The following is a 25,568-nucleotide window of genomic DNA, read 5'->3' as shown; positions in this document are numbered from 1 at the left end:
GCCCTGCCCACCCAGCCGGTGATGCCGAGACCGTCGGCCCAGGAGGTGTCGAGGTCGGTGTGGAACAGGGAGGAGGAGGGCGCGCCGCCGTCCGTGAAGGCGATGACGTACGGACCCTGGAGGCCGAAGCGTTCCGCCTCGGTCTGGGCCTCGTTGTAGTGCAGGATCTCGTAGAGCCCGGCGCCGCCCTCGTTGGAGTGGCGCAGCAGGGAGCGGTAGAACGGGCCGCCCGACGCCTTCTCGTGGTTGGACCGCACCAGCCACAGACCGACCGAGCCCGTCGTGAAGCCGACGTAGTCGTAGTCGATGGTCCTCTTGCCCGAGTAGTGCTTGGAGTGGGTGGTGCCGTCCGGGGCCCGCCAGACGTCACCGGCCTCGATGACCTTGTCCTTCGTCGAGTCCCAGGCGTCCGAGCCGGTGTTGGGGAACACGCCGGGCTTGACGCGGACGATGTAGCGGGTCGCGGTGAAGGAGGCGTCCGCCTTGTTCGTCCACAGATAGACGTTGTTCTGTCCGCTGCGGGCCGCGTACCACTGGGTGATCGGTCCGTGCACGACCTTGATCAGGACGGTCGCTCCGGACTGCCGGACGGTGACCGTGGAGGCGCCGAGGCCGGACTCGACGTGCGAGTGCCTGCCGCCGTAGCCCTCGTACTCCTTGCCCTGGTAGACGAGTGAGGTGAGGTCCCCGGTCGACTTGGAGACCTTGAAGACCAGGGAGGCCCCGGTGTCGACGACGTAGTTCCTGCCGTCGTCGTGGTAGCCGAAGCCGGCGGCGGACGCCGTCGTGAGGAGGCCGGTGCCGCCCGCGACGGCGGCGCCGGTGGCGGCCACGCCGATCGCGGAGGCCCCGAGCACCCGTCTGCGGGTGAGGTGCTTCTTGTGCGCGCTCAAGGGTCGGGATCCCGTCGTACTTGAAATTTCACTCAGCTGGGTGGAGGGAGCCTTGCGCTTCCTGGTTGCCGCAGCGGAGGAAAAGGGTTGCCGCCCGTCGCAGATTTTCTTACGAGTCGCCCTCACCGGAGGTGTGCGCCGCGAAGTCGCCGCCCACGGCACGCCGATCGCCGTCCGCTGACGCGTTGATCGTGTACGAGTCGCCCCTGGCGTCCCGGCCGCCGGTCCGGTGGTTGTACTGCCCGGCGAACACCCACTCGCCCTTGGGGACCGTACGGCCCTCCTTGAGCACCCAGGTGTATACCAGGAACCCGTCCTTCTCGCCGACCGTGAAGGTGAAGTCCTGCTCCGGCAGCGAGCGCCAGGCCCCGGTCGAGCTCACTCCGCCGGTCTGCGCGACCTTCAACTGGACGGTCAGGGCGGTGAGCTGCTCCTGGGTCTTGAGCGTGACGTTGCTCTGCGCCCAGAAGTCGTTGCTGTGCGGGTCGACCGAACCGTCCGACCACAGCGGGCCGTCGCTCACCCGGCCGGCGGACGGCAGCACGGAGGCGGGGGCCGAGGGCCGCGCGGTGGACGGGGTGCCGCTCGGCCGGTGCGTCGTCCCGGGCGCCCGGCTCGGGATCGGGTTCACCGGCGGCAGCGGCGCCCGGCTGGTGGCGTCCGGTGACGGCGTGGGGGTCGGCGAGGCCTCGACCGTCTGCTGCCGGGTGGGCGGGTCGTCCTTCACCGCCGACGCCACCGCGTACCCGCCGACCGCGAGCATGCCGGCCACCGCCGCCGTGGCACCCACGACCCGGGCCCAGCCCCACACCGGGGGACGTGTCGCCCGGTGGTCGCGGCGGTCCTGTCGGGCCATGCCCCGCTCGACACGGGCCAGGATGCGGGCCCGGTCCGGCTCGTGCGCCTCGGCCGCCTCGTGCAGCCGGGCGCGCAGCTCGTCGTGCACGTCCTGCTGCCTCATCGGTCCGTTCCTCCGGTCTCGCCGCCGCGCGCCATCGCCACGTGCACCTTCTGTGGAGCGCCCTGGGAACCGAGGATCTTCTGCAGCTCGGCCATCCCCTTGGACGTCTGGGACTTAACCGTACCGACGGAAACACCCAGGGCGAGCGCGGTGTCCTTCTCCGACAGATCGAACGCGTGCCGCAGCACCACACAGGCCCGCTTGCGGAACGGCAGCCTGCGCAGGGCCTCCTGCACATCCACCACGCCCGCTATGTCCGGATTCGCGGTCTTCTCCTCACGCTGCGACCAGAACAGTGAGACCCGCCGGCGCTCGCGCACGGCACTGCGGACCCGGGTGCGGGCCAGGTTGGCGACGACGCCACGGGCGTAGGCGACCGGGTGATCGGCCGCGCGCACACGGTCCCAGCGGTGCCACAGGGTGAGCAGCGCGTCCGCGGCCAGATCGTCGGCGGCGTCCGCCTCACCGGTCAACAGATGGGCGAGCCGGGACAGTTCGGCGTAGTGCCGCTCGAAGAAGGCATGGAACTCCATGGAGGCCGCGTCGTCGACGACAGTGCCCACGGGCACCCTTCCTGTGCGTGCCATGTGAATGACATGTGATCTTCCGGGGCGGGCCCGGCGAGATCCGGAAGCGTAGCAGCGATCGTTGTCCTGGTTCGTACGGGGCTTCGAACACGGTGTGACGGGGCGATCGATTCCGTAACACGAAAGGAACCTGAAAGGGGTTCAACGCGGGAACAATCCAGCCAGCATCCGCACACGATCAATCAGTCCACGAGGAGTACCCGCCATGTCCGACACGAAGAAGGCGGCCGACCGGCCAAGTGCCGCGCCGCCGGCGGCGAACGGTGTCGACCGGTTCTTCCGGATCTCCGAGCGGGGATCCACCTTCGGCCGGGAGATACGCGGCGGCTTCGCCACGTTCTTCACGATGGCCTACATCCTTGTCCTGAACCCCATCATCCTGGGCAGCGCGAAGGACAAGTTCGGCCACCAGCTCGACACCGGCCAACTCGTCACCGCCACCGCGCTGGTGGCCTGTGTGATGACGATCATCATGGGCGTCGGCGGCAACCTTCCGCTCGCCATCGCCGCGGGCCTCGGCCTCAACGCCGTCGTCGCCTTCCAGTTGGCCCCGCTGATGAGCTGGTCCGACGCGATGGGCCTCGTCGTCCTCGAGGGCATCCTGATCTGCGTGCTGGTCGTCACCGGGCTCCGCAAGGCGATCATGGACGCCATCCCGCAGCAGCTCAAACAGGCCATCGGGGTCGGCATCGGGCTCTTCATCGCGTTCATCGGGTTCGTCGACGCGGGGTTCGTCAGCCGTATCCCGGACGCGGCGCAGACCACCGTGCCGGTGCAGTTGGGCGCGGTCGGCCGGCTGACGGGGTGGCCGGTGCTGGTGTTCTGCCTCGGCGTGCTGCTCACCATCGCGCTGCTCGCGCGCAAGGTGAAGGGTGCGATCCTGATCAGCATCGTGACCATGACGATCGTCGCGATCATCATCGACGCGGCCGCCGACATCAAGAGCTGGGGTCTGACCACCCCGCACGTGCCCGACAAGATCGTCTCCACGCCCGACTTCGGGCTCATCGGTCACTTCAGCCTGTTCGGCGGGTTCGCGAAGGCGGGCATCCTCACGGCCGTCCTGCTGGTGTTCACGCTGATCCTGTCCGACTTCTTCGACGCCATGGGCACGATCGTGGGCATCAGCGCGGAGGCCGGACTGCTGGACGAGCAGGGGCAGGTGCCGGGGATCGGTCGCGTGCTGTTCATCGACGGCGCGGCGGCCGTCGCCGGCGGCCTCGGATCGGCCTCCTCCAACACCGCGTACATCGAGTCGGCGGCGGGTGTGGGTGAGGGGGCGCGGACCGGGTTCGCGAACCTGATCACGGGCGGGCTGTTCGGGCTCGCGCTCTTCCTCACGCCGCTGCTGACGATCGTGCCGCTCCAGGCGGCCGCGCCCGCGCTGATCGCCGTGGGCTTCTTGATGATGACCCACGTCAAGCACATCGACTGGGACCGGTACGAGATCGCCATCCCGGCGTTCCTGACCATCGCCGCGATGCCGTTCACCTACTCGATCACGGACGGCATCGGGGCGGGGTTCATCGCCTATGTGGTGATCAAGGCGGTGCTGGGGAAGGCGAAGGACGTGCACTGGTTGCTGTGGGGGGTCTCGGCGCTGTTCCTGGTGTACTTCGCGATCGATCCTGTGGAGCAGGTTCTCGGGGTGAAGTGAGGGCCCTGCGCGGTCGGTGCGGGTTGGTGTCTTCTAGTTGAGGGCTGCTTTCATCTAGTTGAGGGCTGCTTTCATCATCGCCTTCGCCACGGGGGCCGCCAGGCCGTTGCCGCTCACCTCCGAGCGGGCCGCGTCGGACTGTTCGACGACCACCGCCACGGCGACCTGCTTGCCGCCCGCCTTGGCGTAGGAGGTGAACCAGGCGTACGGGGTCTGGCTGTTGTTCTCGCCGTGCTGGGCGGTGCCGGTCTTGCCGCCCACCGTCACGCCCGGTATCTGCGCGTTCGTACCCGTGCCCTTGTCCACCACCGTCTGCATGGCGGACTGCAGTTGGTCAGCGGTGGAGGAGCTGATGATCCGCTTCGTGCCGGCGTCGTCGTCGTAGTCCTTCAGGACGTCGCCGCCGCTGTCGGTGATCTGCGAGACCATGTGCGGCGAGACCAGCTTGCCGCCGTCGGCTATGGCGGCGGACACCATGGCCATCTGGAGCGGGGTCGCGGTGACGTCGTACTGGCCGATGCCCGTCAGGGCCGTGGACGACTTGTCCATGTCGGACGGGTAGACGCTGGTGTACGCCCGCACCGGTACGTCCTGCCTGGTGTCGTTGAAGCCGAACTTCTCCGCCATCGCCCGCACCTTGTCCTGGCCCAGGTCGAAGGCCATCTTTGCGAAGACGTTGTTGCAGGAGTACTCCAGCGCGGTGCGGATCGAGGCGTTCGTACAGGGCGCGGACGGGTTCTCGTTGGACAGGTCGCGTGTGGTGCCCGGCAGCGTGTACGGATCCGGGCTGTCCGTGCTCACGTCCACCGACGAGTACAGGCCGTCCTCCAGCGCGGCCGCCGCCACGACCAGCTTGAACGTCGAGCCCGGCGGCAGCGGCTGGCGCAGCGCGCGGTTGGTGAGCGGCTTGTCCGGGTCCGCGTTCAGCTTCTTCCAGGCGGTCCCGGCGGTGTTGGCGTCCGTGAGCGACGTCGGGTCGTACGACGGCGTCGAGACGACCGCGAGGATCCTGCCGGTGGACGGGTCGATCGCGACGGCCCCGCCCTTCTTGTCGCCGAGCGCGTCGTACGCCGCCTTCTGCACGTCCGGGTCGATCGTCGTGACCACGTTGCCCGGTGCGGCCCGCTGGTCGGTGATCGTGTCCATCACGGTCCTGAGCCGGCTGTCCGTGCCGTTGAGGAGGTCCTGGTAGATGCCCTCCAGCTGGGTCGGCGCGTAGGCCTGCGAGGCGTAGCCGGTCACCGCCGCGTACAGCGGCCCGTATCTGTACGTGCGCTTGTACGCGAGGTCGCCGCCCGTCGTGCGCGCGGAGCCGGTGATCGAGTCGCCGGCCACGATGATGTTCCCGAGCGGCTCCGCGTACGTCTCGATCGCGTTGCGCCGGTTGTCCTTGTCGTCCGCGAGGGCCTTGCCGTCGTAGAACTGCACCCAGGTCGCCCTGATCAGCAGAGCGAACACCAGGAGCAGTACGAAGACGGAGGTCCGCCTGATCGTCTTGTTCATCCCGATCAAGAAGACGAACGGCACGGAGTGGACGTTCCCTCCGTCCCGGATTCTCATCGGACGCTCAGGAAGCGCGGTCAGCCGCGCAGTGTCATCACGACCTCGTCGATCTCCTCGCCCCGCGCGTTCGCGAAGCCCGTCGCCGTCGCCGTCAGCCGGAAGCCGCACTTCTCCAGCACGCGCCGCGACCCGGTGTTGTCCGCCGCCGCGCGGGCGTACAGCGGCCGCTCCGGCACCTCGGCCAGCAGCCCCCGCAGCGCCGCCGTGGCCACCCCGCGCCCCCAGTACGCCCGGTCCACCCAGTAGGTGACCTCACGCTCGCCCGGCTCCCCGTACACCGCCGCGCTGCCCACCACGTCACCGTCGACCAGGATGGTGCGCAGCACGTCCGCGGAGGCCCGCACCCGTTTCCAGTGGGCGTCGAACGCCTCCCGGTCGGCGGGATCCTTCGGCGTGAAAGCGGCCATCCACAGCGCCTCGGGATCGTTCATCTGCCGGAAGAAGACCGGCAGATCACTGTCGTGCACGTTCCGCAGTACGACATCCATGGGCCCCGAGCCTAGGAGTCAGAGCCTCCTGGTCGCCAGGGTGAGTCGGTCGCGTGCGTCGAACAGGGCGTCCTTGACCATCTGTTCGTGGGCGGGGGTGAGCCGGGCCACCGGTACCGAGCAGCTGATCGCGTCGCGTGCCGGGGTGCGGTAGGGGATCGCCACGCCGAAGCAGCGCAGCCCCAGCGTGTTCTCCTCGCGGTCGACGGCGATGCCCTGCTCCCGTACCTGGTGCAGCTCCTCGATGAGCTTCTCCCGGTCGGTGATGGTGTTCTCGGTGAGCGCCGGCAGCGTCTCCGGGAGCATCTTGCGGACCTGCTCGTCGGTGTAGGTGCTCAGCAGCGCCTTGCCGAGGGAGGTCGAGTGCGCCGGCAGGCGGCGGCCGACGCGGGTGAAGGGGCGCAGGTAGTGCTGCGACTGGCGGGTGGCCAGGTAGACGACGTTGGTTCCGTCCAGCCGCGCCAGGTGGATGGTCTCCGTGGTGTCGTCCGAGAGCCGGTCCAGCGTGGGCCGGGCCGCCGCGACCACCTCGTCGCCGTCGATGTACGACGTGCCGACCAGCAGCGCCCGCACCCCGATGCCGTACCGCGTGCCCGTCGCGTCCGTCTCCACCCAGCCCAGCTCCACCAGCGTGCGCAGCAGCATGTAGAGGCTGGACTTGGGATACCCGACGGCCTCCTGGACCGACGCGAGGGAGTGCATGCCGGGGCGACCGGCGAAGTATTCGAGCAGTTCCACGGTCCGCACCGCGGACTTGACCTGCGCCCCGCCGTTTGTCTCGGCTGCCGACATCGCCCTTGACCCCTTCGTTGGACGAGAAACCGAAGATATAGTCTCCAACAGCATATTCATCATCAGAGACGGCGTTCAGTATATCGAACGACCCTGGTGAATGACCCGGATACACCTGGAGGGACCCGCGGTGGCAGCAGCACCAGTCTGGAGTGTCGACCCCCGAACCGGGAAGCAGCGTGAACAGGTTGCGGTGGAGGCCACAGCACAGGAGGTCGACGCCACCGTCCGCGCCGCCCACGCGGCACGCGCCTCCCTCGCCGACCGCGCCGTCCGCTCGGCGTTCCTGCGCACCGCCGCGGAGCAGCTCGAGGCGGCCAAGGACGGGCTCGTGGAGACCGCCGACGCGGAGACCGCGCTCGGCCCGGTCCGGCTCACCGGCGAACTCGCCCGCACCTGCTTCCAGCTGCGGGCCTTCGCGGACATCGTCGACGAGGGCGCCTTCCTCGACGTGATCATCAACCACCCCGACGACACCGCGACCCCGCCCATCCCGGACCTGCGCCGCTACAAGGTGCCCCTGGGCGTCGTCGCCGTCTACTCGGCCTCCAACTTCCCCTTCGCCTTCTCCGTCGCCGGCGGCGACACCGCGAGCGCGCTGGCCGCCGGCTGCCCGGTCGTCGTCAAGGCGCACCCCGACCACCCGGCCCTGTCCGAGCTGGTCGCCAAGGTGCTGCGCCGGGCCGCCGCCGCGCACGGCATCCCCGAGGGCGTCGTCGGCCTGGTCCACGGCTTCGAGGCGGGCGTCGAACTGGTCAAGCACCCGCTGGTCGCCGCGGCCGGCTTCACCGGTTCCGTACGGGGCGGCCGTGCCCTCTTCGACGCGGCGGCGGCCCGTCCCACCCCAATCCCCTTCCACGGTGAACTCGGCTCCCTCAACCCGGTCGTCGTCACCGAGGCGGCGGCCGCCGAGCGGGCCGAGGCGATCGGCAGCGGACTCGCCGGCTCCATGACGCTCGGGGTCGGCCAGTTCTGTGTGAAGCCCGGCCTGGTGCTGGCGCCGAACGGCGCGGCCGGGGACCGGCTGCTGAAGTCGCTCACGGACGCGGTCAGCGACACCGACGCGGGCGTGCTGCTCGACCACCGGATGCGGGACAACTTCATCGCCGGTGTCGCCGAGCGGGCGGAGCTGCCCGAGGTCGAGTCGCCGGTGACCCCGGGCGCGGGCGGCGAGCACACGGTGAGCGCGGGCTTCCTGACGGTGTCTGCGGACAAGCTGGCCGAGGAGGGGGCCTACGACCTGCTCCTGGAGGAGTGCTTCGGCCCGGTGACGGTCGTGGCCCGCTACGAGGACGAGGACGAGGTACGGTCCGTGCTGTCCCGGCTGCCCGGCAACCTCACGGCGACGGTCCACCTCTCGAGCGAGGAGGCGGCCGGGGAGGGCCGCGGCGCGGAGCTGCTGGCCGAGCTGACGCCGCTCGCCGGGCGCGTGCTGGTCAACGGCTGGCCGACGGGCGTCGCCGTCGCCCCGGCCCAGCACCACGGCGGCCCGTACCCGGCGACCACCTCGACGTCCACGTCCGTCGGCGGTACGGCGATCGAGCGCTGGATGCGGCCGGTCGTGTACCAGGGCGCGCCCGAGGCACTGCTGCCGCCCGAGCTGCGGGACGACAACCCGCTCGGTCTCCCGCGCCGCTACGACGGCCGCCTCGAAAGGTGAACGGCCCCACCTGACACAATCGCCGGATGGACGTCGAACTTCCCGAACTCCCCTTCGCCCTGCGCACATACGGCCCCGAGGGCAACTGGTCCTACGAGGACGGAGTGCTCACCGGATGGGCCGGGCCCCGGCAGGACCGGTTCGTCCCGCCCACCGGGGAGGCGCTGGAGCCGGCCTCCGACGCGCCCCGGCTGCTGGGCTGGCCGGAGGGGGACTTCCAGCTGATAGCCCGGGTCACCGTCGGCTTCGCCGGGGCGTTCGACGCGGGAGTGCTCTACGTCCATGTCGGCGAGCGGGCCTGGGCCAAGCTGTGCCTGGAGTACTCCCCGGACGTGCCCACCGTCTGCACGGTGGTCACCCGGGGTCACTCCGACGACGCCAACTCCTTCACCGTCGAGGGCAGTTCGGTGTGGCTCCGGGTGAGCCGCACCGGACGCGCCTTCGCCTTCCACGCCTCCCGCGACGGGAAGCGCTGGACCTTCGTCCGACTGTTCACCCTGGGCGGCGAGAAGGAGACGGACGCGGCCCTGGTCGGCTTCATGACCCAGTCGCCGATGGGGGAGGGGTGCGTGGTGACCTACGACCACCTCGAGTTCAGGCCGAACTGGCCGCGCGACCTGCGAGACGGAAGCTGAGTCCGAAGGTCAGCAGGAGCAGGCACGCGCCGATCACCAGGCTCAGCCGCATCCCGCCCGTGAAGTCGCCCGCCACCAGCGCCCCGAACACCGCGATCCCGAGGCCGCCCGCCACCTGACGCGCCGAGTTGAGCACCCCGGCCGCCAGCCCCGCCCGTTCGGCGGGCACGGCGTCCATCATGGCGGCGGTCAGCGGCGGAACCGTCAGCGCGCAGCCCAGCGCCAGTGGTACGAGGAGCAGGGCCACCAGGGACGCGGGGGTGCCCTCGTCGACGTACAGCAGAAGCAGCGAGCCCGCCGTCGCCAGCCCCTGGCCGACCAGCATCGGCAGCCGGGGGCCGTACCGTCCCGCCAGCTTGCCCGACAGGAGGTTGGTCACCCCGATCAGGCCCGTCATCGGCAGGAACATCAGCCCGGCGTACAGCGGGGAACGGTGCTGCACCTGCTGGAAGAAGAGCGAGAAGACGAACACCATGCTGTAGAAGGCCACACTCACCGCGGCCCCCGCCGCCACGGTCACGGCCACGGTCCGGTTGCGGAACAGACCGAGCGGCACGACCGGATGCGCCGTGCGGGCCTCGATCCGCGGGAACGCGACGGCGGCGGCGACGGCCACCCCCAGCGCCGCCCACCCGGCCGGCCCGCCCTCGATCACGGCGAACGTCAGGGCGGTGAGCCCCACCACCGCGGTCGCCTGTCCGGGCAGGTCCAGCGGGGCCGGACGGCGCGGTGAGCGCGGGGCCTTCAGGAGCAGCAGCAGAATCGCCGCGCCGACCGGCAGGTTGACGAAGAAGATCCCCCGCCAGTCCCAGGCCGTGATCAGCGCACCGCCCGCCAGGGGGCCGAGGGCCAGCGCCGCCGAACCGCCGGCTCCCCAGGCCGCGACCGCCCGGGTCCGCCGCGCCGGGTCCGCGTACGCCTGCCGCACCAGCGCCAGCGACGCCGGCAGGACGACCGCGGCCGCCGCGCCCTGCACCACCCGCGCCCCGATCAGCGTCGGCAGGCCGGGTGCCAGTCCGCAGGCCACCGAGGCCACGGTGAACACCGCGGTGCCGAGCGCGTACGCGCGGCTCGCGCCGGCCCGGTCCGCGAAGGCGCCGGTGGAGAGCATCAGGGCGGCGAAGGCGAGGGTGTACGCGTCAACGACCCACTGCAGTCCGGACATCCCGCCGCCGAAGTCCGAACCGATCGCGGGCAGGGCCACGTTCACCACGGACGCGTCGAGGGTGATCAGCGCGAAGCCGAGGAGCGCGGCGGTGAGGGTGAGGGCGGGGGAGGGCCTCTTGGGCGCCAACTCGCCTTCGATACGGGTGATTTGCTCACCGCTGAGGGTCTGGTCGGTCGACATGCGTCCATGCTGCGGGGGCGTGCCGTCGTACAGTAGTGGCCCGAATGCCAGGTGTCCGGAGGTTCTGGCCATGACCGAGCGGCTCGCCCCGCACCGCATCGCCGTGATCGCCCCCTCGCCCGTCTCGATGTTCAACCTGGCCATCCCGGAGATGCTCTTCGGCAAGGTCGAGGTGGCCGGGCGGCCGGGATACGACGTCGTCATCTGCGCCGCCGAGCCGGGGCCCGTCCCGACCGGCGGAGGGCTCGACCTGTTCGTGCCCCACGGGCTGGAGGCGGTGCGTGAGGCGGACACCGTGGTCGTCGCCGGCACCGGCGCGCCCTACGAGCCGGACGCGCGGATCGTCGCCGCCGTCCGTGAGGCGGCCGACGCCGGCAAGCGGATCGCGTCCCTGTGCACCGGCGCCTTCCAGCTCGCCGCGGCGGGGCTGCTGCACGGCCGCAGGGCCACGACGTACTGGGCGCACGCCGAGGAGCTGCGCAGGCGGTACCCACAGGTCGACCTGCAGCCGGACGTGCTGTACGTCCAGGACGGGCCGTACGTCACGGCGTCCGGGTACGCGGCCGGCATCGACCTGTGCCTGCACGTCATCCGCACCGACTACGGCGCCGCCGTCGCCAACGAGGTGGCCCGGCGTGCCCTGGTCGCCCCCGTACGGCCCGGCGGCCAGACCCAGTTCACGCAGACCCCGCTGCCGCCGGAACGCGGCACGGCCTGCGCCGACACCCGGGGCTGGGCCATGCGGAACCTCGACAAGCCCCTCACCCTCACCGACCTGGCCCGCCACGCCGGCGTCAGCGTCCGCACCCTCACCCGGCGCTTCCACGCGGAGAGCGGCGTGAGCCCCCTCCAGTGGCTCCTCCACCAGCGCATCGAACGGGCCAAGGAACTCCTGGAGACCACCACCCTCCCCATGGACACCGTGGCCCGCTCCTGCGGCCTCGGCACCGCCGACTCCCTCCGCACCCACCTAACCCGCCGCACAGGCCTGACCCCGACGGCGTACCGGGCGCAGTTCAGCCGCGTGGGAACCACGGCGGCCGGGAACACGTCCTCCGCCGCATGATCAGTAACCGAGTCGTGGGTGGCCGGATGATCCGCACGGCGCTGCCCGCCGAGGCCGAGGCGATCACGTCGCTGCACGCGCGGGCCCGGGCGACTTACTACCCGGATGGGGTCCCCGAGGACGGCACGGACTGGCTCGCCGCCTGGCGAGGTGCGATCGAGCGGCCGGACGGGCAGGTGCTGTGCCTCGTCGAGAAGGGCCGCGTCGTCGCTGTCGCGTCCTTCAGTACTCCGCGGGACGCCCCGGCGGAAACGGTCAAGCTGTACCAGTTCCACGTCGACCCCGACACCTGGCGCCGCGGCATCGGCACGGCCCTGCACGACGCCTGCGTCGCACAGTGGCGCGCCGACGGCAGACGTACGGCCGTCCTCGACGTGCACGTCGACAACCATCGCGCCCAGGCCTTCTACGCCCGCCGGGGCTGGGTGCCCGACCCCGAGGGCCCGCCGGCCGAAGGCGATCACCATCTGTTCCTGCGGTACGCGGTGACCGGGGAATGATCCCCGCTGCTTGAATGTTCAGCGATCAGGCGGAGGGGGCCTCCGTACGTATCCGTAGCTGCTGGAGAGAACATGAAGGTCGAGATCTGGTCGGACATAGCGTGCCCCTGGTGCTATGTCGGCAAGGCCCGTTTCGAGAAGGCGCTCGAGGCCTTCCCGCACCGTGACCAGGTCGAGGTGGTGCACCGGTCCTTCGAGCTGGACCCGGGCCGCGCCAAGGGCGACGTGCAGACCGTGGTCTCCATGCTCTCGAAGAAGTACGGCATGAGCGAGGCACAGGCCGAGGCCGGCGAGGACAACCTCGGCGCCCAGGCCGCCGCCGAGGGCCTGGCGTACCGCACCCGCGGCCGCGACCACGGCAACACCTTCGACATGCACCGCCTGCTCCACTTCGCCAAGGAACAGGGCAGGCAGGACGAGCTGATCCAGATCCTCTACAAGGCGAACTTCGCCGAGGAGCGCTCCCTGTTCACCGAGGGCGACGAGCGGCTCGTCGAGCTGGCCGTCGAGGCCGGCCTGGACGCCGACGACGCCCGCAAGGTCCTCGCCGACCCCACCGCCTACGCCGACGCCGTCCGCGCCGACGAACGCGAGGCCGCCCAGCTCGGCGCGAACGGCGTCCCCTTCTTCGTCCTCGACCGCAAGTACGGCGTCTCCGGCGCCCAGCCCGCCGAGGTCTTCGCCCAGGCGCTGACGCAGGCCTGGGGCGAGCGCTCACCGCTCCAGCTGATCGACCAGGGCGACGCGGACGCCTGCGGCCCCGACGGCTGCGCGGTACCGCAGCACTGAAACACCAGGTCAGCGCCCATCCATAAGGGTTCCTTCGCGAACCCACGCACAATTCGTCAATGGACCGGGACCTCTCCCGGGCCCACAGTGGACCCATGGAGACCTTCGAGAGCCTCGTCCGAACCGAGTTCGCCCCGAAGAACACCTATCTGAACACCGCGAGCACCGGCCTGGTACCCGCCCGCACCGTCGCCGCCCTGCGCACCGCCGTGGCGGCCTCGGCCGCGGGCGAGCCGACCGACATGTTCGGGGACGTGGAGGCGAGCCGCGCCTGCTTCGCGCGGCTCGCCGGCGTACCGCCGCACCGCGTCGCGGCCGGCGCCTCGGTCGCCGTCTACAGCGGACTGATCGCCGCCTCCCTCCCCGAGGGCGCCGAAGTCCTCACCGCGGAGGGCGACTTCAGCTCCGTGGTGAACCCCTTCCACGTCCGCCCCGACCTCAAGGTCCGCGCCGTGCCGCTGGAGCGCGTCGCCGAGTCCGTCCGCCCCGGCACCGCCCTGGTGGCCGTGAGCGCGGCCCAGTCCGCCGACGGCCGGATCGCCGACCTGCCCGCGATCCGGCGGGCGGCACGCGAGCACGGCGCACGCACCTACGTCGACGCCTCCCAGGCCGTCGGCTGGCTGGACCTCGACGCCGACACCTACGACTACTGCGCCTGCGTCGCCTTCAAGTGGCTCGTGTGCCCGCGCGGTGTGGCCTTCCTGGTCGTCCCGGAGGACCTCGGCGGACTCACCCCGCTGTTCGCCGGCTGGGTGGCGGGCGAGCGCCCCTGGGACGCGTGCTACGGCCCCATCGACGAACTCGCCCACTCCGCGCGGCGGTTCGACGAGAGCCCCGCCCTCTTCTCCTACGCGGGCGCCCGCCGCTCCCTCGAACTCCTCGAGGAACTCGGCGTGGACACCATCCGCGCCCACGACCTCGCCCTCGCCGACCGCTTCCGCACCGGCCTCGCCGCCCTCGGCCACGAACCCGTCCGCGCACCGGGCTCACCCATCGTCTCCGTGCCCGGACTCGGCCACCGACAGCCGGAGTTGAGCGCCGCCGGAGTCGAGGTCTCCGACCGCGCCGGACATCTGCGCGCCGCCTTCCACCTCTACAACACCCCCGCCGACGTGGACCGTCTGCTGGACGCCCTGTCCGGCTGACGACTCTTTGGCCGACCCGCCGGACCCGGCGCTCGCACGGGGCGCATGATGGCGGCAGACTGCTTGCCGGAGTAAGGAGGCGCAGGGTGACCGAGGACGACCACGAGGGGGTCCGCGACCTGCTCGCGGCCTGGGCCTTCGGCACCCTCGCGCCCGAGGAGCGCCAGACGGTCGCCGACCACCTGGCCGGGTGCGCGAGCTGCGCGGCCGAGGCGGAACGGCTGCGGGAGACGGTACGGCTCCTGGACGGGCCCGCGGGCAACGGCGCGGACGGGCAGCCGGACGCCGCGCCCACCGCCGACCTGTACGCCGAGTCCGCGCAGGACCTCTCCGGTGTGCTGTCCGCGGCCCTGCGCGCCCGCCCCGCACTGCCCCGGGTGGCGGGGCACGCCGTCCCCTACGCCGCCGCGGTCGCCGGGCTGAAGGCGCTGCTGCCCGAGGCGGAGGGCCGCTGGCCGACGCCGGTCGTGCACGACTGGGACGTGCACGCGACCCTCGCCCATCTCCTCGCCGCCGACGAGCCCCTCGCCGGGCGCCTGGGCATCGGGCCGCGCGTCCCGGGCACGCCCGTCGAGGACGAGGACGAGGACGAGGGCGAGGGCGACGTCGAGGCCGGGGGCGAGGCGGACTGGGTGGGCGCCTGGAACCGCCGTACCGCCGAGGTCATCGCGCACGAGCACGGCCGTACACCCGCCGAGACGGTCGCCGACTGGTCCGCGCAGGCCGCCGCGCTGCTCGCCGCACCGGAGGCCCACGACCCCGAACTGGCGGCGCGGGCAACGACGTTGATGGGCGTCCGGCTGCCCGTCGCCGAGCACTTCCTGGTGCGGGCCTTCGAGACGTGGATCCACACCGACGACATCGGACGCGCCCTGGGCCTGGCCGTGCCGCCCCCGCCCGCCGACCACCTGGGGCAACTGGTGCGGCTGGCCGTCCGCATCCTCGGCCTCGCCCTCGGACCCACCGCGCCCCCGGTGCTGTTCGCGGTGACCGGCGGCGAGCAGTGGGTGCTGGGCTCCGAGGACGAGCCCGTGGCAGCCGAACTCACCCTGGACCCGGTCGACTTCTGCCTCCTGGTGGGTGGCCGGTACGCACCGGAGGAGGTCCCGCGCGGCACCACGGGCGACGAGGCGGCCGTACGGAACGTGCTGGAGCGGGCCGCGTCGCTGTCCTGGCTGTAGCGGGCGCGGTGTCGGGCTGTCACACGGACCGGCCCGGACCCCTCCCGGGGGCCGGGCCGACTCGTCGCGTCCAACGACGCGTCAGCGCACCGGGGTGAAGTCCCGTGCCCCGATGAACTCCGGTCGCCGTACCGGCGCCGCGAACGGCTCGACGGCCGCGTTCTCCACGCTGTTGAACACGATGAACACGTTGCTGCGCGGGAACGGCGTGATGTTGTCGCCGGAGCCGTGCATGCAGTTGCAGTCGAACCAGGTCGCCGAACCGGCCTTGCCCGTGAAGAGCTTGATGCCGTACTCGCTCGCCATCTTGGTCAGCGCCTCGTCCGAGGGCGTGCCCGCGTCCTGCATCTGCAGCGACTTCTTGTAGTTGTCCTTGGGCGTGGCGCCGGCGCAGCCCAGGAACGTCCGGTGCGAGCCGGGCATGATCATCAGCCCGCCGTTGGTGTCGTAGTTCTCGGTCAGCGCGATCGAGACGGACACCGTGCGCATGTTGGGCAGGCCGTCCTCGGCGTGCCAGGTCTCGAAGTCCGAGTGCCAGTAGAAGCCGCTGGCCCCGAAACCGGGCTTGACGTTGATCCGCGACTGGTGGACGTACACGTCCGAGCCGAGGATCTGCCGGGCCCGGCCGACGACCCGCTCGTCGCGCACCAGGTTGGCGAACACCTCGCTGATCCGGTGCACTTCGAAGACCGAGCGGATCTCCTGGGACTTCGGCTCGATGATCGAGCGCTCGTCCGCGCGGATCTCCGGGTCGGTGGTCAGCCGCGCCAACTCACGCTGGTAGACGGCGACTTCGTCCGGTCCGATCAGCTCGTCGATGGCCAGGAAGCCGTCCCGCTCGAAGGACTGCAGGTCGACCTCGGGGATCGGGCCCGGGGTGTCGGGGGACCCCCAGACGACGGGGTCCTGACGCGGGATCGACACTTCGGCGGGGCCGCGGCTGGGGTAGAGATCGGTGACGGTGGTCATGGGGTTCTCACACCTCCTCGGGCTCGGTGAGCAGGGGGTAGACGCCGTTCTCGTCGTGGTCCTCCCGGCCGGTCACGGGCGGGTTGAACACGCAGATGCAGTGGAAGTCCTCCTTGACCTTGAGCGTGTGCCGCTCATGGCCGTTGAGGAGGTACATGGTGCCGGGCGTGATGTGGTACGTCCGCCCGGTCTCGCGGTCGGTCAGTTCGGCGTCGCCCCGGGTGCAGACGACGGCCTCGATGTGGTTGGCGTACCACATGTGCGTCTCGGTACCCGCGTACAGGATCGTCTCGTGCACCGAGAATCCGACCCTCTCCTTGGCCAGGACGATGCGCTTGCTCTCCCAGGTGCCGGACGCGGATTTCACATGCCGGTCGGTGCCCTCGATCTCCTTGAACGAACGGACGATCACAGTGCTGCACTTCTCCTTTGTCCGAGTGGGTTCTGAGTGGGTTCTCAGTGGGTTTCTCAGCGGGTTCTCAGTGGGTGCTCAGTGGGTTTCGCGTACGGCGCGGGCGAGGACGCTGAGGCCCTCGTCGAGCTCGTCGGCGGTGACGGTGAGCGCCGGGAGGAGTTTGACGACCTCGCTCTCCGGGCCCGACGTCTCGATGAGCAGGCCGAGTTCGAAGGCGCGCCGGGCGACCCGGCCTGCGCGCTCCTTGTCGTGGAACTCCATGCCCCACACCAGCCCGCGGCCCCGGTACTCCTTGACGTCTGCGCGGTTCTCGTCGCTGATCGCGGCGAGCGCCCGCTCGACCTGTTCGCCGCGCGTCCGGGTCTGCTTCTCCATCGCGGACCCGTCCGCCCAGTACGACTCCAGGGCCGCCGTGGCCGTGACGAAGGCGGGGTTGTTGCCGCGGAAGGTGCCGTTGTGCTCGCCCGGCTCCCAGATGTCCAGCTCGGGCTTGAACAGGCAGAGCGACATGGGCAGTCCGTAGCCGCTGATGGACTTGGAGACCGTGACGATGTCCGGGGTGATGCCCGCCTCCTCGAAGGAGAAGAAGGCACCGGTGCGCCCGCACCCCATCTGGATGTCGTCGACGATCAGCAGCATGTCCTGCCGCTCGCACAGGTCGGCCAGGGCGCGCAGCCACTCCGGCCGTGCCACGTTGATGCCGCCCTCGCCCTGCACGGTCTCCACGATCACGGCGGCGGGCTTGTTGAGCCCGGAGCCCTGGTCCTCCAGCAGCCTCTCGAACCACAGGAAGTCCGGGACCTTGCCGTCGAAGTAGTTGTCGAAGGGCATGGGCGTGCCGTGCACCAGCGGGATGCCCGCACCGGCCCGCTTGAAGGCGTTGCCGGTGACGGCCAGCGACCCGAGCGACATCCCGTGGAAGGCGTTGGTGAACGACACGATCGCCTCGCGCCCCTTCACCTTCCGCGCCAGCTTCAGCGCGGACTCCACGGCGTTGGTGCCCGTCGGCCCCGGGAACATGACCTTGTAGGGCAGGTCGCGCGGCCGCAGCACCAGGTCCTGGAAGGTCTGCAGGAAGGTCCGCTTGGCGGTCGTCGACATGTCGAGCCCGTGCGTGACGCCGTCCCGCTCCAGGTAGTCGATCAACGCCCGTTTCAGCACCGGGTTGTTGTGGCCGTAGTTGAGTGAGCCGGCGCCGGCGAAGAAGTCCAGGTACTCGTGGCCGTCCTCGTCGTACATGCGGCTGCCCTGCGCGCGGTCGAAGACGGTGGGCCAGCCGCGGCAGTAGCTGCGCACCTCGGACTCGAGGGTCTCGAAGACGCTGAGGTCGGGCTGGGTGATGGTCACGACGAATCGCTCCTCGTTGCGTGGGGGGAGTGTGTGGGGTCGTCCGTGGGCGGCTGGGGAGGGGGGCGGTCAGAGGGAGAGGGGACCGATGCGGTACAGGACCTCGGGGTCGTGCGGTCCGTCCGGGAACGCCTCGGTGGCGAACAGCACATCGCGCTCGACCCCGGCGCCGTGCCGCTCGGCGAACGAGGTGAACAGCCGCTGTGAGGCGGTGTTGCCGGGGGTGATGGTGGTCTCGACGTGGGTGATCCGGGGGGTGGCCGAACTCCGCGCGACGAGCCCGTCCAGCAACTGGGCGGCGAGTCCGCGGCCCCGGTACGCCCTGTCGACCGCCACCTGCCACACCAGCAGGGTGCGGGGGCGGTCCGGCCGTACGTAGCCGGTGACGAAGCCGACCGGTTCGCCGCGGCCGTCGCGGGCCACGGCGGAGGTGGCGGCGAAGTCGCGGCACCACAGCAGATAGCTGTACGACGAGTTCAGGTCGAGCGTCTTCGAGTCCCGCGCGATTCGCCACAGCGCGGCACCGTCCGCCACCGTCGGACGGTCGATTTTCAGTTCTGCTCGGGGTTCTGCTCGGTCTGCTTGTGCGGCAGTCATGCGAAATGAACTTACCGAGCGGAAATGAAAAATGCATGGCCGGACGGGGTTACGCGCAGACGCTCGGTATGTTATCGCGCGGGCGCGAGTTCATGGGTGGGCCCGACGCCGAATCACCCGATTTGCACGGCACATACGGGACAAAACAACCAGCATGTGTAACGCGTCACAACCGTGTAACCCTCACGAGATCTGCCCGAATTAACCCCGCCGGCGTTCGCGAAATCTTTGCGTTTAGAGAGATGAAAAGCGGGCAGAAGAATACGGGAAGCTGCCCGGAAAAGTACCACAAAAAGAATGCCACTAATCACGCCGAATTCAGACCCCGGTCACCCCGTCGATACACTCCCGAAGAATATCCGCGTGCCCGTTGTGCCGCGCGTACTCCTCGACCAGATGAACGAACACCCACCGCAGACTGACGTCGACCCCAGCCATGGGACCGTCGGCGATCCGCCCGACTTCCTCGATCGACCGCCCGGCACACAGCTCCCGCCCTCGCGCGATCTCCCGCCGCCACACCCCCAACGCTTCGTCGAGCCCGCGTTCCGGGGCGAGTCCGTATCCGGTCTCGTTCCCCTCCCCGTACACGGGCGGCACGTCCAGCCCGGCAACGACCCGCTGGAACCAGTTCCGCTCCACCTCGGCGAGGTGCTGCACCAACCCGAGCAGCGTCAGCGAAGACGACCCCGCCGCAGTGGTCCGCACCTGTGTGTCGTCCAGCCCCCGGCACTTCAGCTCCAGCGTGGCCCGATGGAAGTCGAGCCAGCTTTCCAGCATGGCCCGCTCGTCAGCGGTGAAGAGGGGGATGGGCCGACCGTCGGGAAGTGTCTGCGGGGCGTCGGTGGTCATGCCGGGAGCATGCCACGAGGCCCCCGGCGCCAACGGCTCACTTTTCAGCCCCAGTTGGCCTCGACCGCCCGTCGTGCGCCCTCCGTGTCGACGGTGAGGTCCTTCTCCTCCAGTGCCGTGCCCAGTGCCGTCAGGGCGGTGCTTACCGTCTCCGGTGTCGCGTTCGGGCCGTAGTGGTTGAGCCGGATCATCTCGTTGGCCAGGGCGCCGCCGCCCGCGGCCAGCGGGAGGGTGGGGTCCGTGGTCAGGGCCCGGGTCACCACCTCCGACGCCACCACCCCCGCCGGCACCCGCAGCGTCGTCGCCACCGGGGCCGCCTCGCGCGCCTCGTACACGTACGGCTCCAGCCCGCCGCCCAGCGCGAGCGCCCCCGCCCGTGTCGCGGCGGCGGCCGACGCGTGCCGGGCCATCACCGTCTCCAGCCCGACCGCCTCGATCCGCTCGACACACGCCTCCAGTGCCAGCATCTCCAGCTGCGCCGGAGCGTGCGGCAGCGCGGTGCGGCCGCCGTCGGTCCAGCGCTCCTTCCAGTCCAGGAGGGAGAGGTACGACCGCCGCGGCGCCCCCGGGTTCGCCGCCATCCGCGCCCACGCCCGCTCGCTCACCGACACCGCCGACACCCCGGCCGGCCCGCCCATCGCCTTCTGCGCCCCGATGACGCACAGGTCCACACCCCACGGGTCGGGGAGGACCGGCTCGGCCCCGACCGACGCCACCGCGTCCAGGTAGAACAGCGCCCCCCGCTCCCGTACCACCTCACCGATCTCCGCGACCGGATTGGTGTTGCCGGTCGCCGCCTCCGCGTGCACCAGGGACACGAAGTCGATCTCCGGGTGCTCGGCGAAGGCGTCCCGGACCTGGTCGGCGGTCACCGCCGTGTGGAAGGGCACCGCCAGATCGACCACCGTCGCACCGCAGTCCCGCAGCCAGTTCCCGAAGGTCTGCCCGTACGGCCCGGTGATCACGTTCAGCGCGGTCGTCCCGGGACCCGCCACACCCCGGATCGCCCCCTCCAGCGGCAGCAGCGCCTCACCCTGCATGATCACGACGTCCTGCCGGGTGTCCAGCAAACGGGCGACCCGATCCTCGATCTCGGCGAAGCGGGCCGCGCTCAGCGGGGCCAGGTCAAGGAACGGGTGTGTCACGGCGGTGCCTTCTCCTCGGTCATGGGGTACAGGTGTCGAGAGTAACCGGCACCCCACGTCCACCCCTGCCGGTGACTTCGCACTCCCGCCCCACCGGAGGTTCCCGTGTACACCGTCCCCGGCCGCACAAGCCACGCGCTGTCCCGCGCCCTGGCCGCCACCACCGTCACCGCCTCGCTGGTGCTCGTGGCCGCCTGCACCTCCAGCGGCAGTGGCGGCAGCGGAAGCAAGACCGCCGCCGGCGGCGTCGAGCTGGTGAAGGCCGGACAGCTCACCACCTGCACCCATCTGCCGTACCCGCCCTTCCAGTCCGAGATCAACGGCACCGTGCAGGGCTTCGACGTGTCGATGATCGACCTCGTCGCCAAGGACCTCGGCGTGAAGCAGAAGATCCTCGACACGCCCTTCGAGAACTTCAAGACCGGCGCCTTCCTCAACTCCGGCGAGTGCGACCTGGCCGCGGCCGGCATGACCATCACCGCCGAGCGCAAGAAGAACGTCGACTTCTCCGACCCGTACTTCGACGCCACCCAGGCCCTCCTCGTCGCCAAGAGCAGCGGCATCACCTCCCTCGCCGACGCCAAGGCCAAGAAGGCCAAGCTCGGCGCGCAGGCGCAGACCACGGGTGAGGACTACGCCAAGAAGCAGGGCTTCGACCCCGTTTCCTTCGAGTCCTCCGACGCCGTCCTCAACGGCCTGCGCACCGGCCAGGTCAAGGCCGTCATCATCGACTACCCGGTCGTCCAGGGCTGGTTGAAGACCAAGGCCAACGCGGACGCCTTCAAGCTCGCCGACAACATCAACACCGGTGAGCAGTACGGCTTCACGGTCAAGAAGGGCAACACCAAGCTCCTGGCCGCCATCAACAAGGCGATCAAGGACGCGAAGGCCGACGGCACGTACAAGAAGCTGTACGAGAAGTGGATCGGCCCCTACGACCAGTCCGCGGCGTCCCCGTCGGCCTCATGACCGCCACGGACGTACGACTCCAGCCGAAGAAGAAGGGCCTGACCCGGCGTCAGAAGCGCAGTTTGTCGCGCGGCGCGCAGTACGTCGTGTTCGTCGCCGCCGTGATCGCCTTCGCGGTCTCGGCGGACTGGGGCCGGCTGAAGAACCAGTTCGCCCAGGGCAGCATCGCCAAGCAGATGTTCCCCGACGTCATCACGCTGGCGCTGAAGAACACCGTGCTCTACACGCTGTCCGGCTTCGTGGTCGGGCTCGCCCTCGGCATGGTCATCGCGCTGATGCGGCTGTCGTCCGTCGGCCCCTACCGCTGGGTCGCCGGCATCTACATCGAGATCTTCCGCGGACTGCCCGCCCTGCTGATCTTCATCTTCATCGGCGTCGCGGTCCCGCTCGCCTTCCCGGGCACGGAGATCGTCGGCGGCACGTACGGGAAGGTCGCCCTCGCCCTCGGCCTGGTCGCCGCCGCGTACATGGCCGAGACGATCCGCGCCGGCATCCAGGCGGTGCCCAAGGGGCAGATGGAGGCGGCCCGTTCCCTGGGCTTCTCCCCGGCCCGCGCGATGATCTCCATCATCATCCCGCAGGCGTTCCGCATCATCCTGCCGCCGCTGACCAACGAACTCGTCCTGCTCTTCAAGGACTCCTCGCTGGTCCTCTTCCTCGGCGTGACCCTGGAGGAGCGCGAACTGTCCAAGTACGGCCGGGACCTGGCCAGTACGACCGCCAACTCCACGCCGATCCTGGTCGCCGGCCTGTGCTACCTGCTGGTGACCATCCCGCTCGGCTTCGTCGTGCGCCGGATGGAGGCCAAGGCCCAGGAGGCCGTCAAATGAGCGAGCAGCAGCCTTCGGCGGGCCCGGAGATCGAGGTCCGGGGCCTGCACAAGTCGTTCGGCGACAACGAGGTCCTGCGCGGCATCGACCTGGAGATCCGCCAGGGCGAGGTCGTGTGCGTCATCGGCCCCTCCGGCTCCGGCAAGTCGACGCTTCTGCGGTGCGTGAACCTCCTGGAGGAGCCGACCAAGGGCCAGGTCTTCGTCGGCGGTACCGAACTCACCGATCCCGACGTCGACATCGACGCCGTACGCCGCCGTATCGGCATGGTCTTCCAGCAGTTCAACCTCTTCCCGCACCTCACGGTCACCGAGAACCTCACGCTGCCGCAGCGGCGGGTGCTGCGCCGGGACAAGGCGACGGCGGCGAAGGTGGCCGCCGAGAACCTGGAGCGGGTGGGCCTGTCGGAGAAGGCGGACGCCTACCCCGCCTCCCTCTCCGGCGGCCAGCAGCAGCGCGTCGCCATCGCCCGCTCGCTGTCGATGGGCCCCGAGGTGATGCTCTTCGACGAGCCCACCTCGGCCCTGGACCCGGAGCTGGTCGGGGACGTCCTCGCGGTCATGCGGATGCTCGCGCAGGAGGGCATGACCATGATGGTGGTCACCCATGAGATGACCTTCGCGAGGGAGGTCGCCGACCGGGTGGTCTTCATGGACGGCGGGTTGATCGTCGAGGACGGCACCCCCGACCAGGTCATCGGCGCCCCCACCCACGACCGCACCCGTCACTTCCTCTCCCGGCTGCTCGACCCCGCCATGGCCCAGGTGGAGGAGGAGACCTCGGACCAGGTCGGCGGGACCGGCTGACGATCCACCCGGGCCGTCCGCACCGGCAACGGGCGGTCGTCCTAGGCTGAGCCCCATGAGCGATCAGGCGGTACTGCACGTGAAGGGGCGGGTCCTCGTGGGGCCCGAGGACGTCCGCGACGAACTGTGGGTGGTCGGCGGTCGTGTCTCCTACGACCGTCCGGCCGGCGTCCGCGACGTGCGGACCGTCGACGGCTGGGCCCTGCCCGGCCTCGTCGACGCCCACTGCCACGTCGGCCTCGGCCCGCACGGCCCGGTCGAGCAGGACGTCGCCGAGAAGCAGGCGCTGACCGACCGGGACGCGGGCACCCTGCTGATCCGCGACGCCGGCTCGCCCTCGGACACCCGCTGGGTCGACGACCGCGAGGACCTGCCGGAGATCATCAGGGCCGGCCGGCACATCGCCCGCACCCGCCGGTACATGCGCGGCTACGCCCACGAGATCGAGCCCGAGGACCTCGTCGAGTACGTCGGCCGGGAGGCGCGGCGAGGCGACGGCTGGGTCAAGCTGGTCGGCGACTGGATCGACCGCGACCTCGGCGACCTCGCCCCCAGCTGGCCACGCGGGGCGGTGGAGGCGGCCATCGCCGAGGCCCACCGGCTCGGCGCCCGGGTCACCGCGCACTGCTTCGCCGAGAACTCCCTGAAGGACCTGGTCGAGGCCGGCATCGACTGCGTCGAGCACGCCACCGGCCTGACCGACGACCTGATCCCGCTCTTCGCCGAGCGCGGGGTCGCCATCGTCCCGACCCTCGTCAACATCGCGACCTTCCCGCAGCTCGCGGCCGGTGGCGAGGCGAGGTTCCCGCGGTGGGCGGCCCATATGCGGAGCCTGTACGAACGCCGCTACGACACGGTGCGCGGCGCCCACGACGCCGGCGTCCCGGTCTTCGTCGGCACCGACGCCGGGGGACACCTCGCGCACGGCCTGGTCGCGGGCGAGGTCGCCGAGCTGGTCACGGCAGGCATCCCGGCCGTCGAGGCACTGTCGGCGACGACGTGGGGCGCACGGCGGTGGCTCGGCCGGCCGGGCCTGGAGGAGGGGGCACCGGCGGACCTCGTCGTCTACGAGCACGATCCGCGCTCCGACGTACGCGTGCTCGCGGCCCCGCGCCGGATCGTGCTGAACGGGCGGATCGTCGGCTAATTGACGCGCCGCGCGCCGTCTCACGCGCCCCTGCGCCACCCTCCGGGCCCGGACACAAGGCGGTGTGGCGGTGAAAAAGTGGAACGTCAGTGCCGGAGAATTCGAAAACGTTCACGCAGAACCCACGATGGGGTGAACTGGCGCCGGAACGCCGCCAGTTCACTCGTCGTGCGTAATTCTTGGCGGGTCCCGAGCACGTATCCTCCGAGGGGTCCCCACCTTGAACGGCAAGAACTTCCGCATGCCCGCACGCCGTCTGGCCACCGTCGCCACGGCCACCGCCCTGGCCGCCGGTCCCGCGGCCCTGGCCGGCGCGGGCACCGCGCACGCGACCGGTGACCAGGGCCGGGCGAGCGCCGTCGTGCTGCGCACCGGGCTCGACGTGTCCCTGGCCGACAAGACCGTGAACGTCCCGCTCGCCCTCGCCCTCAACCAGGTCGAGGCGCCGCGCAGTGCCGAACGGACGGCGCTGAGCGCGAAGTTGGACGGGGTGGACGGCGGAAGGCCGTTCAGTGTGCTGGACGCGCGGACGGCGACCGCGAGGGCCACGGTCACCGGCAGCGGGGCCGAGGCCTACACCAACCTCGCCGACGCCAAGGTGCATGTGCCGGGCCTGCCCCTGCTGTCCCTCGTGGAGATCGAGCAGGTCACCTCCAGGGCGACCTGCGCGGCGGGCCGGGCGCCGGTCGCCGAGACGAAGCTGCCCGGCGCGGTGACCGTGCTCGGCAGGAAGGTCACCGTGACGGCCGGCGGCCCGACCGACGTCAAGGTCCCCGGCGTCGGCGAGGTCCGCCTGGATCTGTCGAGGCGGGAGACGGCGTCCCGCACGGCCGCCGCCACCGCCCTCGTACTGCAGGTTTCCGTCAACCCGTTGAAGCTCAACGTCGCCGACGTCAAGGGCACCCTCACCCTCGCCAAGGCCACCTGCGAGACCCCGGCGGCCCCAGCGGCGGCGGATCCGAGCACGGAGCCCGCCGGAGACGTCGAGCCGCAGGGCACCCCCGCCAAGGAGGCGGTCGAGCCCCAGGGCGCCCCCGCCAAGAAGGCGGACCTGGCCGAGACGGGCGGCAGCTCCCTGACCCCGTACCTCGCGGGCGGCGCGATCGCCCTGGTGCTGGCGGGCGGGGGAGCGGTGGCGTGGACCAGGCGGGGCCGGAGCTGATCAACCTCGCAGCACACCAGCCCGTCCGACTCTCGAGGACGAGGCCCGGAGGGCCGATCGGGGT

Annotated in this window: 26 protein-coding genes; 13 read left to right on the top strand and 13 right to left on the bottom strand. The window is 70.8% G+C overall.

Translation table 11 applies throughout. The features are described 5' to 3' along the window. The 3 genes from GRC12_RS22300 to GRC12_RS22290 all read right to left on the bottom strand — a co-directional run. Positions 1-893, bottom strand: an 893-nt coding sequence (locus tag GRC12_RS22300; RefSeq protein WP_280117507.1) for a rhamnogalacturonan lyase B N-terminal domain-containing protein, incomplete at its 3' end; no start/stop codon positions are given. Positions 894-1,002: 109 nt separating this feature from the next. Then, entirely contained in the window at positions 1,003-1,854 is an 852-nt protein-coding gene (locus tag GRC12_RS22295; protein ID WP_208781148.1) for a hypothetical protein, read from the bottom strand. Further along, entirely contained in the window at positions 1,851-2,417 is a 567-nt protein-coding gene (locus GRC12_RS22290; RefSeq protein ID WP_208781147.1) for a SigE family RNA polymerase sigma factor, read from the bottom strand. The genes GRC12_RS22295 and GRC12_RS22290 overlap by 4 nt, the downstream gene beginning before the upstream one ends. A 229-nt stretch (positions 2,418-2,646) precedes the next feature. Here GRC12_RS22290 and GRC12_RS22285 point away from each other — a divergent pair, with 229 nt between their 5' ends. Beyond that, positions 2,647-4,098 carry an NCS2 family permease gene (locus tag GRC12_RS22285; protein ID WP_208781146.1) on the top strand — a complete coding sequence of 484 codons (1,452 nt, stop codon included), beginning with the start codon at positions 2,647-2,649 and terminating at the stop codon, positions 4,096-4,098. Between the two features lie 54 nt (positions 4,099-4,152). Here GRC12_RS22285 and GRC12_RS22280 read toward each other — a convergent pair whose 3' ends face one another. From GRC12_RS22280 to GRC12_RS22270, 3 genes are all read right to left on the bottom strand, one after another. Further along, a complete protein-coding gene (locus tag GRC12_RS22280; RefSeq protein ID WP_208781149.1) occupies positions 4,153-5,601 on the bottom strand; it encodes a peptidoglycan D,D-transpeptidase FtsI family protein in 1,449 nt (482 codons plus the stop codon). 77 nt (positions 5,602-5,678) lie between these two features. Continuing rightward, positions 5,679-6,149: a GNAT family N-acetyltransferase gene (locus GRC12_RS22275; protein ID WP_208781145.1), complete on the bottom strand. Its 471-nt coding sequence runs from the start codon at positions 6,147-6,149 to the stop codon at positions 5,679-5,681. An 18-nt stretch (positions 6,150-6,167) separates the two neighbouring features. After that, complete coding sequence (locus tag GRC12_RS22270) at positions 6,168-6,941, bottom strand: IclR family transcriptional regulator (RefSeq protein ID WP_208781144.1); 774 nt, start codon at positions 6,939-6,941, stop codon at positions 6,168-6,170. Positions 6,942-7,071: 130 nt separating this feature from the next. Here GRC12_RS22270 and GRC12_RS22265 point away from each other — a divergent pair, with 130 nt between their 5' ends. Together GRC12_RS22265 and GRC12_RS22260 are read left to right on the top strand one after the other, a co-directional pair. Continuing rightward, a complete protein-coding gene (locus GRC12_RS22265; RefSeq protein ID WP_208781143.1) occupies positions 7,072-8,601 on the top strand; it encodes an aldehyde dehydrogenase (NADP(+)) in 1,530 nt (509 codons plus the stop codon). A 26-nt stretch (positions 8,602-8,627) separates the two neighbouring features. Then, positions 8,628-9,236 (top strand): DUF1349 domain-containing protein, encoded by a 609-nt coding sequence (locus tag GRC12_RS22260; RefSeq protein ID WP_133048193.1) that lies wholly within the window; start codon positions 8,628-8,630, stop codon positions 9,234-9,236. Here GRC12_RS22260 and GRC12_RS22255 read toward each other — a convergent pair. Continuing rightward, entirely contained in the window at positions 9,196-10,584 is a 1,389-nt protein-coding gene (locus GRC12_RS22255; RefSeq protein ID WP_208781142.1) for an MFS transporter, read from the bottom strand. The genes GRC12_RS22260 and GRC12_RS22255 overlap by 41 nt on opposite strands. A 70-nt stretch (positions 10,585-10,654) precedes the next feature. Between GRC12_RS22255 and GRC12_RS22250 the strand changes: the two genes are divergently transcribed. From GRC12_RS22250 to GRC12_RS22230, 5 genes are all read left to right on the top strand, one after another. Beyond that, entirely contained in the window at positions 10,655-11,650 is a 996-nt protein-coding gene (locus GRC12_RS22250) for a GlxA family transcriptional regulator (RefSeq protein WP_208781141.1), read from the top strand. Continuing rightward, complete coding sequence (locus GRC12_RS22245) at positions 11,647-12,150, top strand: GNAT family N-acetyltransferase (protein ID WP_208781140.1); 504 nt, start codon at positions 11,647-11,649, stop codon at positions 12,148-12,150. The genes GRC12_RS22250 and GRC12_RS22245 overlap by 4 nt, the downstream gene beginning before the upstream one ends. A 72-nt stretch (positions 12,151-12,222) precedes the next feature. Beyond that, a complete protein-coding gene (locus GRC12_RS22240) occupies positions 12,223-12,939 on the top strand; it encodes a DsbA family oxidoreductase (protein ID WP_208781139.1) in 717 nt (238 codons plus the stop codon). A gap of 95 nt (positions 12,940-13,034) precedes the next feature. Then, positions 13,035-14,084 carry an aminotransferase class V-fold PLP-dependent enzyme gene (locus GRC12_RS22235; RefSeq protein WP_208781138.1) on the top strand — a complete coding sequence of 350 codons (1,050 nt, stop codon included), beginning with the start codon at positions 13,035-13,037 and terminating at the stop codon, positions 14,082-14,084. An 86-nt stretch (positions 14,085-14,170) separates the two neighbouring features. Continuing rightward, positions 14,171-15,265 (top strand): maleylpyruvate isomerase family mycothiol-dependent enzyme, encoded by a 1,095-nt coding sequence (locus tag GRC12_RS22230; protein WP_208781137.1) that lies wholly within the window; start codon positions 14,171-14,173, stop codon positions 15,263-15,265. An 81-nt stretch (positions 15,266-15,346) separates the two neighbouring features. Here the strand turns inward: GRC12_RS22230 and thpD are convergent, their stop codons facing one another. From thpD to GRC12_RS22200, 6 genes are all read right to left on the bottom strand, one after another. Further along, on the bottom strand, positions 15,347-16,234 hold the full coding sequence (gene thpD, locus GRC12_RS22225) for an ectoine hydroxylase (RefSeq protein ID WP_208781136.1): 888 nt from the start codon (positions 16,232-16,234) through the stop codon (positions 15,347-15,349). 7 nt (positions 16,235-16,241) lie between these two features. Continuing rightward, positions 16,242-16,646, bottom strand: coding sequence for an ectoine synthase (locus GRC12_RS22220; RefSeq protein WP_208781135.1), 405 nt, complete (start codon positions 16,644-16,646; stop codon positions 16,242-16,244). A gap of 78 nt (positions 16,647-16,724) precedes the next feature. Further along, a complete protein-coding gene (gene ectB, locus GRC12_RS22215) occupies positions 16,725-17,996 on the bottom strand; it encodes a diaminobutyrate--2-oxoglutarate transaminase (RefSeq protein ID WP_208781134.1) in 1,272 nt (423 codons plus the stop codon). Between the two features lie 69 nt (positions 17,997-18,065). Next, complete coding sequence (gene ectA / locus GRC12_RS22210) at positions 18,066-18,593, bottom strand: diaminobutyrate acetyltransferase (protein ID WP_208781133.1); 528 nt, start codon at positions 18,591-18,593, stop codon at positions 18,066-18,068. 318 nt (positions 18,594-18,911) lie between these two features. Next, positions 18,912-19,445 carry a DinB family protein gene (locus GRC12_RS22205; protein WP_208781132.1) on the bottom strand — a complete coding sequence of 178 codons (534 nt, stop codon included), beginning with the start codon at positions 19,443-19,445 and terminating at the stop codon, positions 18,912-18,914. 44 nt (positions 19,446-19,489) lie between these two features. Then, entirely contained in the window at positions 19,490-20,590 is a 1,101-nt protein-coding gene (locus tag GRC12_RS22200) for a pyridoxal-phosphate-dependent aminotransferase family protein (protein ID WP_208781131.1), read from the bottom strand. Positions 20,591-20,695: 105 nt separating this feature from the next. On the opposite strand from GRC12_RS22200, the gene GRC12_RS22195 reads away from it, so the two are divergent. From GRC12_RS22195 to GRC12_RS22175, 5 genes are all read left to right on the top strand, one after another. Continuing rightward, positions 20,696-21,559, top strand: a complete 864-nt coding sequence (locus tag GRC12_RS22195; protein ID WP_208781130.1) for a transporter substrate-binding domain-containing protein — start codon at positions 20,696-20,698, stop codon at positions 21,557-21,559. Then, on the top strand, positions 21,556-22,389 hold the full coding sequence (locus GRC12_RS22190; RefSeq protein ID WP_208781129.1) for an amino acid ABC transporter permease: 834 nt from the start codon (positions 21,556-21,558) through the stop codon (positions 22,387-22,389). Before GRC12_RS22195 ends, GRC12_RS22190 begins: the two co-directional genes overlap by 4 nt. Further along, positions 22,386-23,195, top strand: coding sequence for an amino acid ABC transporter ATP-binding protein (locus tag GRC12_RS22185; protein ID WP_208781128.1), 810 nt, complete (start codon positions 22,386-22,388; stop codon positions 23,193-23,195). The genes GRC12_RS22190 and GRC12_RS22185 overlap by 4 nt, the downstream gene beginning before the upstream one ends. Before the next feature lie 55 nt (positions 23,196-23,250). Continuing rightward, positions 23,251-24,342, top strand: coding sequence for an amidohydrolase family protein (locus GRC12_RS22180; RefSeq protein WP_208781127.1), 1,092 nt, complete (start codon positions 23,251-23,253; stop codon positions 24,340-24,342). Between the two features lie 220 nt (positions 24,343-24,562). Next, a complete protein-coding gene (locus GRC12_RS22175; RefSeq protein ID WP_208781126.1) occupies positions 24,563-25,504 on the top strand; it encodes an SCO1860 family LAETG-anchored protein in 942 nt (313 codons plus the stop codon). Positions 25,505-25,568: the final 64 nt, after the last annotated feature.

Source organism: Streptomyces griseorubiginosus, from assembly GCF_017614965.1.
Taxonomy (GTDB): Bacteria; Actinomycetota; Actinomycetes; order Streptomycetales; family Streptomycetaceae; genus Streptomyces; species Streptomyces griseorubiginosus_B.
The sequence above is the reverse complement of the archived record's forward strand: the minus strand, read 5'-3'. Positions and strand labels throughout refer to the sequence as shown.

Excerpts from the sequence above, each read along its gene's own strand:
- GRC12_RS22205 (WP_208781132.1), bottom strand. The coding sequence starts at position 19,445 with ATGACCACCGACGCCCCGCAGACACTTCCCGACGGTCGGCCCATCCCC.
- GRC12_RS22180 (WP_208781127.1), top strand. The coding sequence starts at position 23,251 with ATGAGCGATCAGGCGGTACTGCACGTGAAGGGGCGGGTCCTCGTGGGG.
- GRC12_RS22295 (WP_208781148.1), bottom strand. The coding sequence starts at position 1,854 with ATGAGGCAGCAGGACGTGCACGACGAGCTGCGCGCCCGGCTGCACGAG.
- ectA (WP_208781133.1), bottom strand. The coding sequence starts at position 18,593 with ATGACTGCCGCACAAGCAGACCGAGCAGAACCCCGAGCAGAACTGAAA.
- GRC12_RS22240 (WP_208781139.1), top strand. The coding sequence starts at position 12,223 with ATGAAGGTCGAGATCTGGTCGGACATAGCGTGCCCCTGGTGCTATGTC.
- thpD (WP_208781136.1), bottom strand. The coding sequence starts at position 16,234 with ATGACCACCGTCACCGATCTCTACCCCAGCCGCGGCCCCGCCGAAGTG.
- GRC12_RS22285 (WP_208781146.1), top strand. The coding sequence starts at position 2,647 with ATGTCCGACACGAAGAAGGCGGCCGACCGGCCAAGTGCCGCGCCGCCG.
- GRC12_RS22275 (WP_208781145.1), bottom strand. The coding sequence starts at position 6,149 with ATGGATGTCGTACTGCGGAACGTGCACGACAGTGATCTGCCGGTCTTC.
- GRC12_RS22190 (WP_208781129.1), top strand. The coding sequence starts at position 21,556 with ATGACCGCCACGGACGTACGACTCCAGCCGAAGAAGAAGGGCCTGACC.
- GRC12_RS22185 (WP_208781128.1), top strand. The coding sequence starts at position 22,386 with ATGAGCGAGCAGCAGCCTTCGGCGGGCCCGGAGATCGAGGTCCGGGGC.
- GRC12_RS22260 (WP_133048193.1), top strand. The coding sequence starts at position 8,628 with ATGGACGTCGAACTTCCCGAACTCCCCTTCGCCCTGCGCACATACGGC.
- GRC12_RS22255 (WP_208781142.1), bottom strand. The coding sequence starts at position 10,584 with ATGTCGACCGACCAGACCCTCAGCGGTGAGCAAATCACCCGTATCGAA.
- GRC12_RS22250 (WP_208781141.1), top strand. The coding sequence starts at position 10,655 with ATGACCGAGCGGCTCGCCCCGCACCGCATCGCCGTGATCGCCCCCTCG.
- GRC12_RS22270 (WP_208781144.1), bottom strand. The coding sequence starts at position 6,941 with ATGTCGGCAGCCGAGACAAACGGCGGGGCGCAGGTCAAGTCCGCGGTG.
- GRC12_RS22280 (WP_208781149.1), bottom strand. The coding sequence starts at position 5,601 with ATGAACAAGACGATCAGGCGGACCTCCGTCTTCGTACTGCTCCTGGTG.
- GRC12_RS22245 (WP_208781140.1), top strand. The coding sequence starts at position 11,647 with ATGATCAGTAACCGAGTCGTGGGTGGCCGGATGATCCGCACGGCGCTG.
- GRC12_RS22235 (WP_208781138.1), top strand. The coding sequence starts at position 13,035 with ATGGAGACCTTCGAGAGCCTCGTCCGAACCGAGTTCGCCCCGAAGAAC.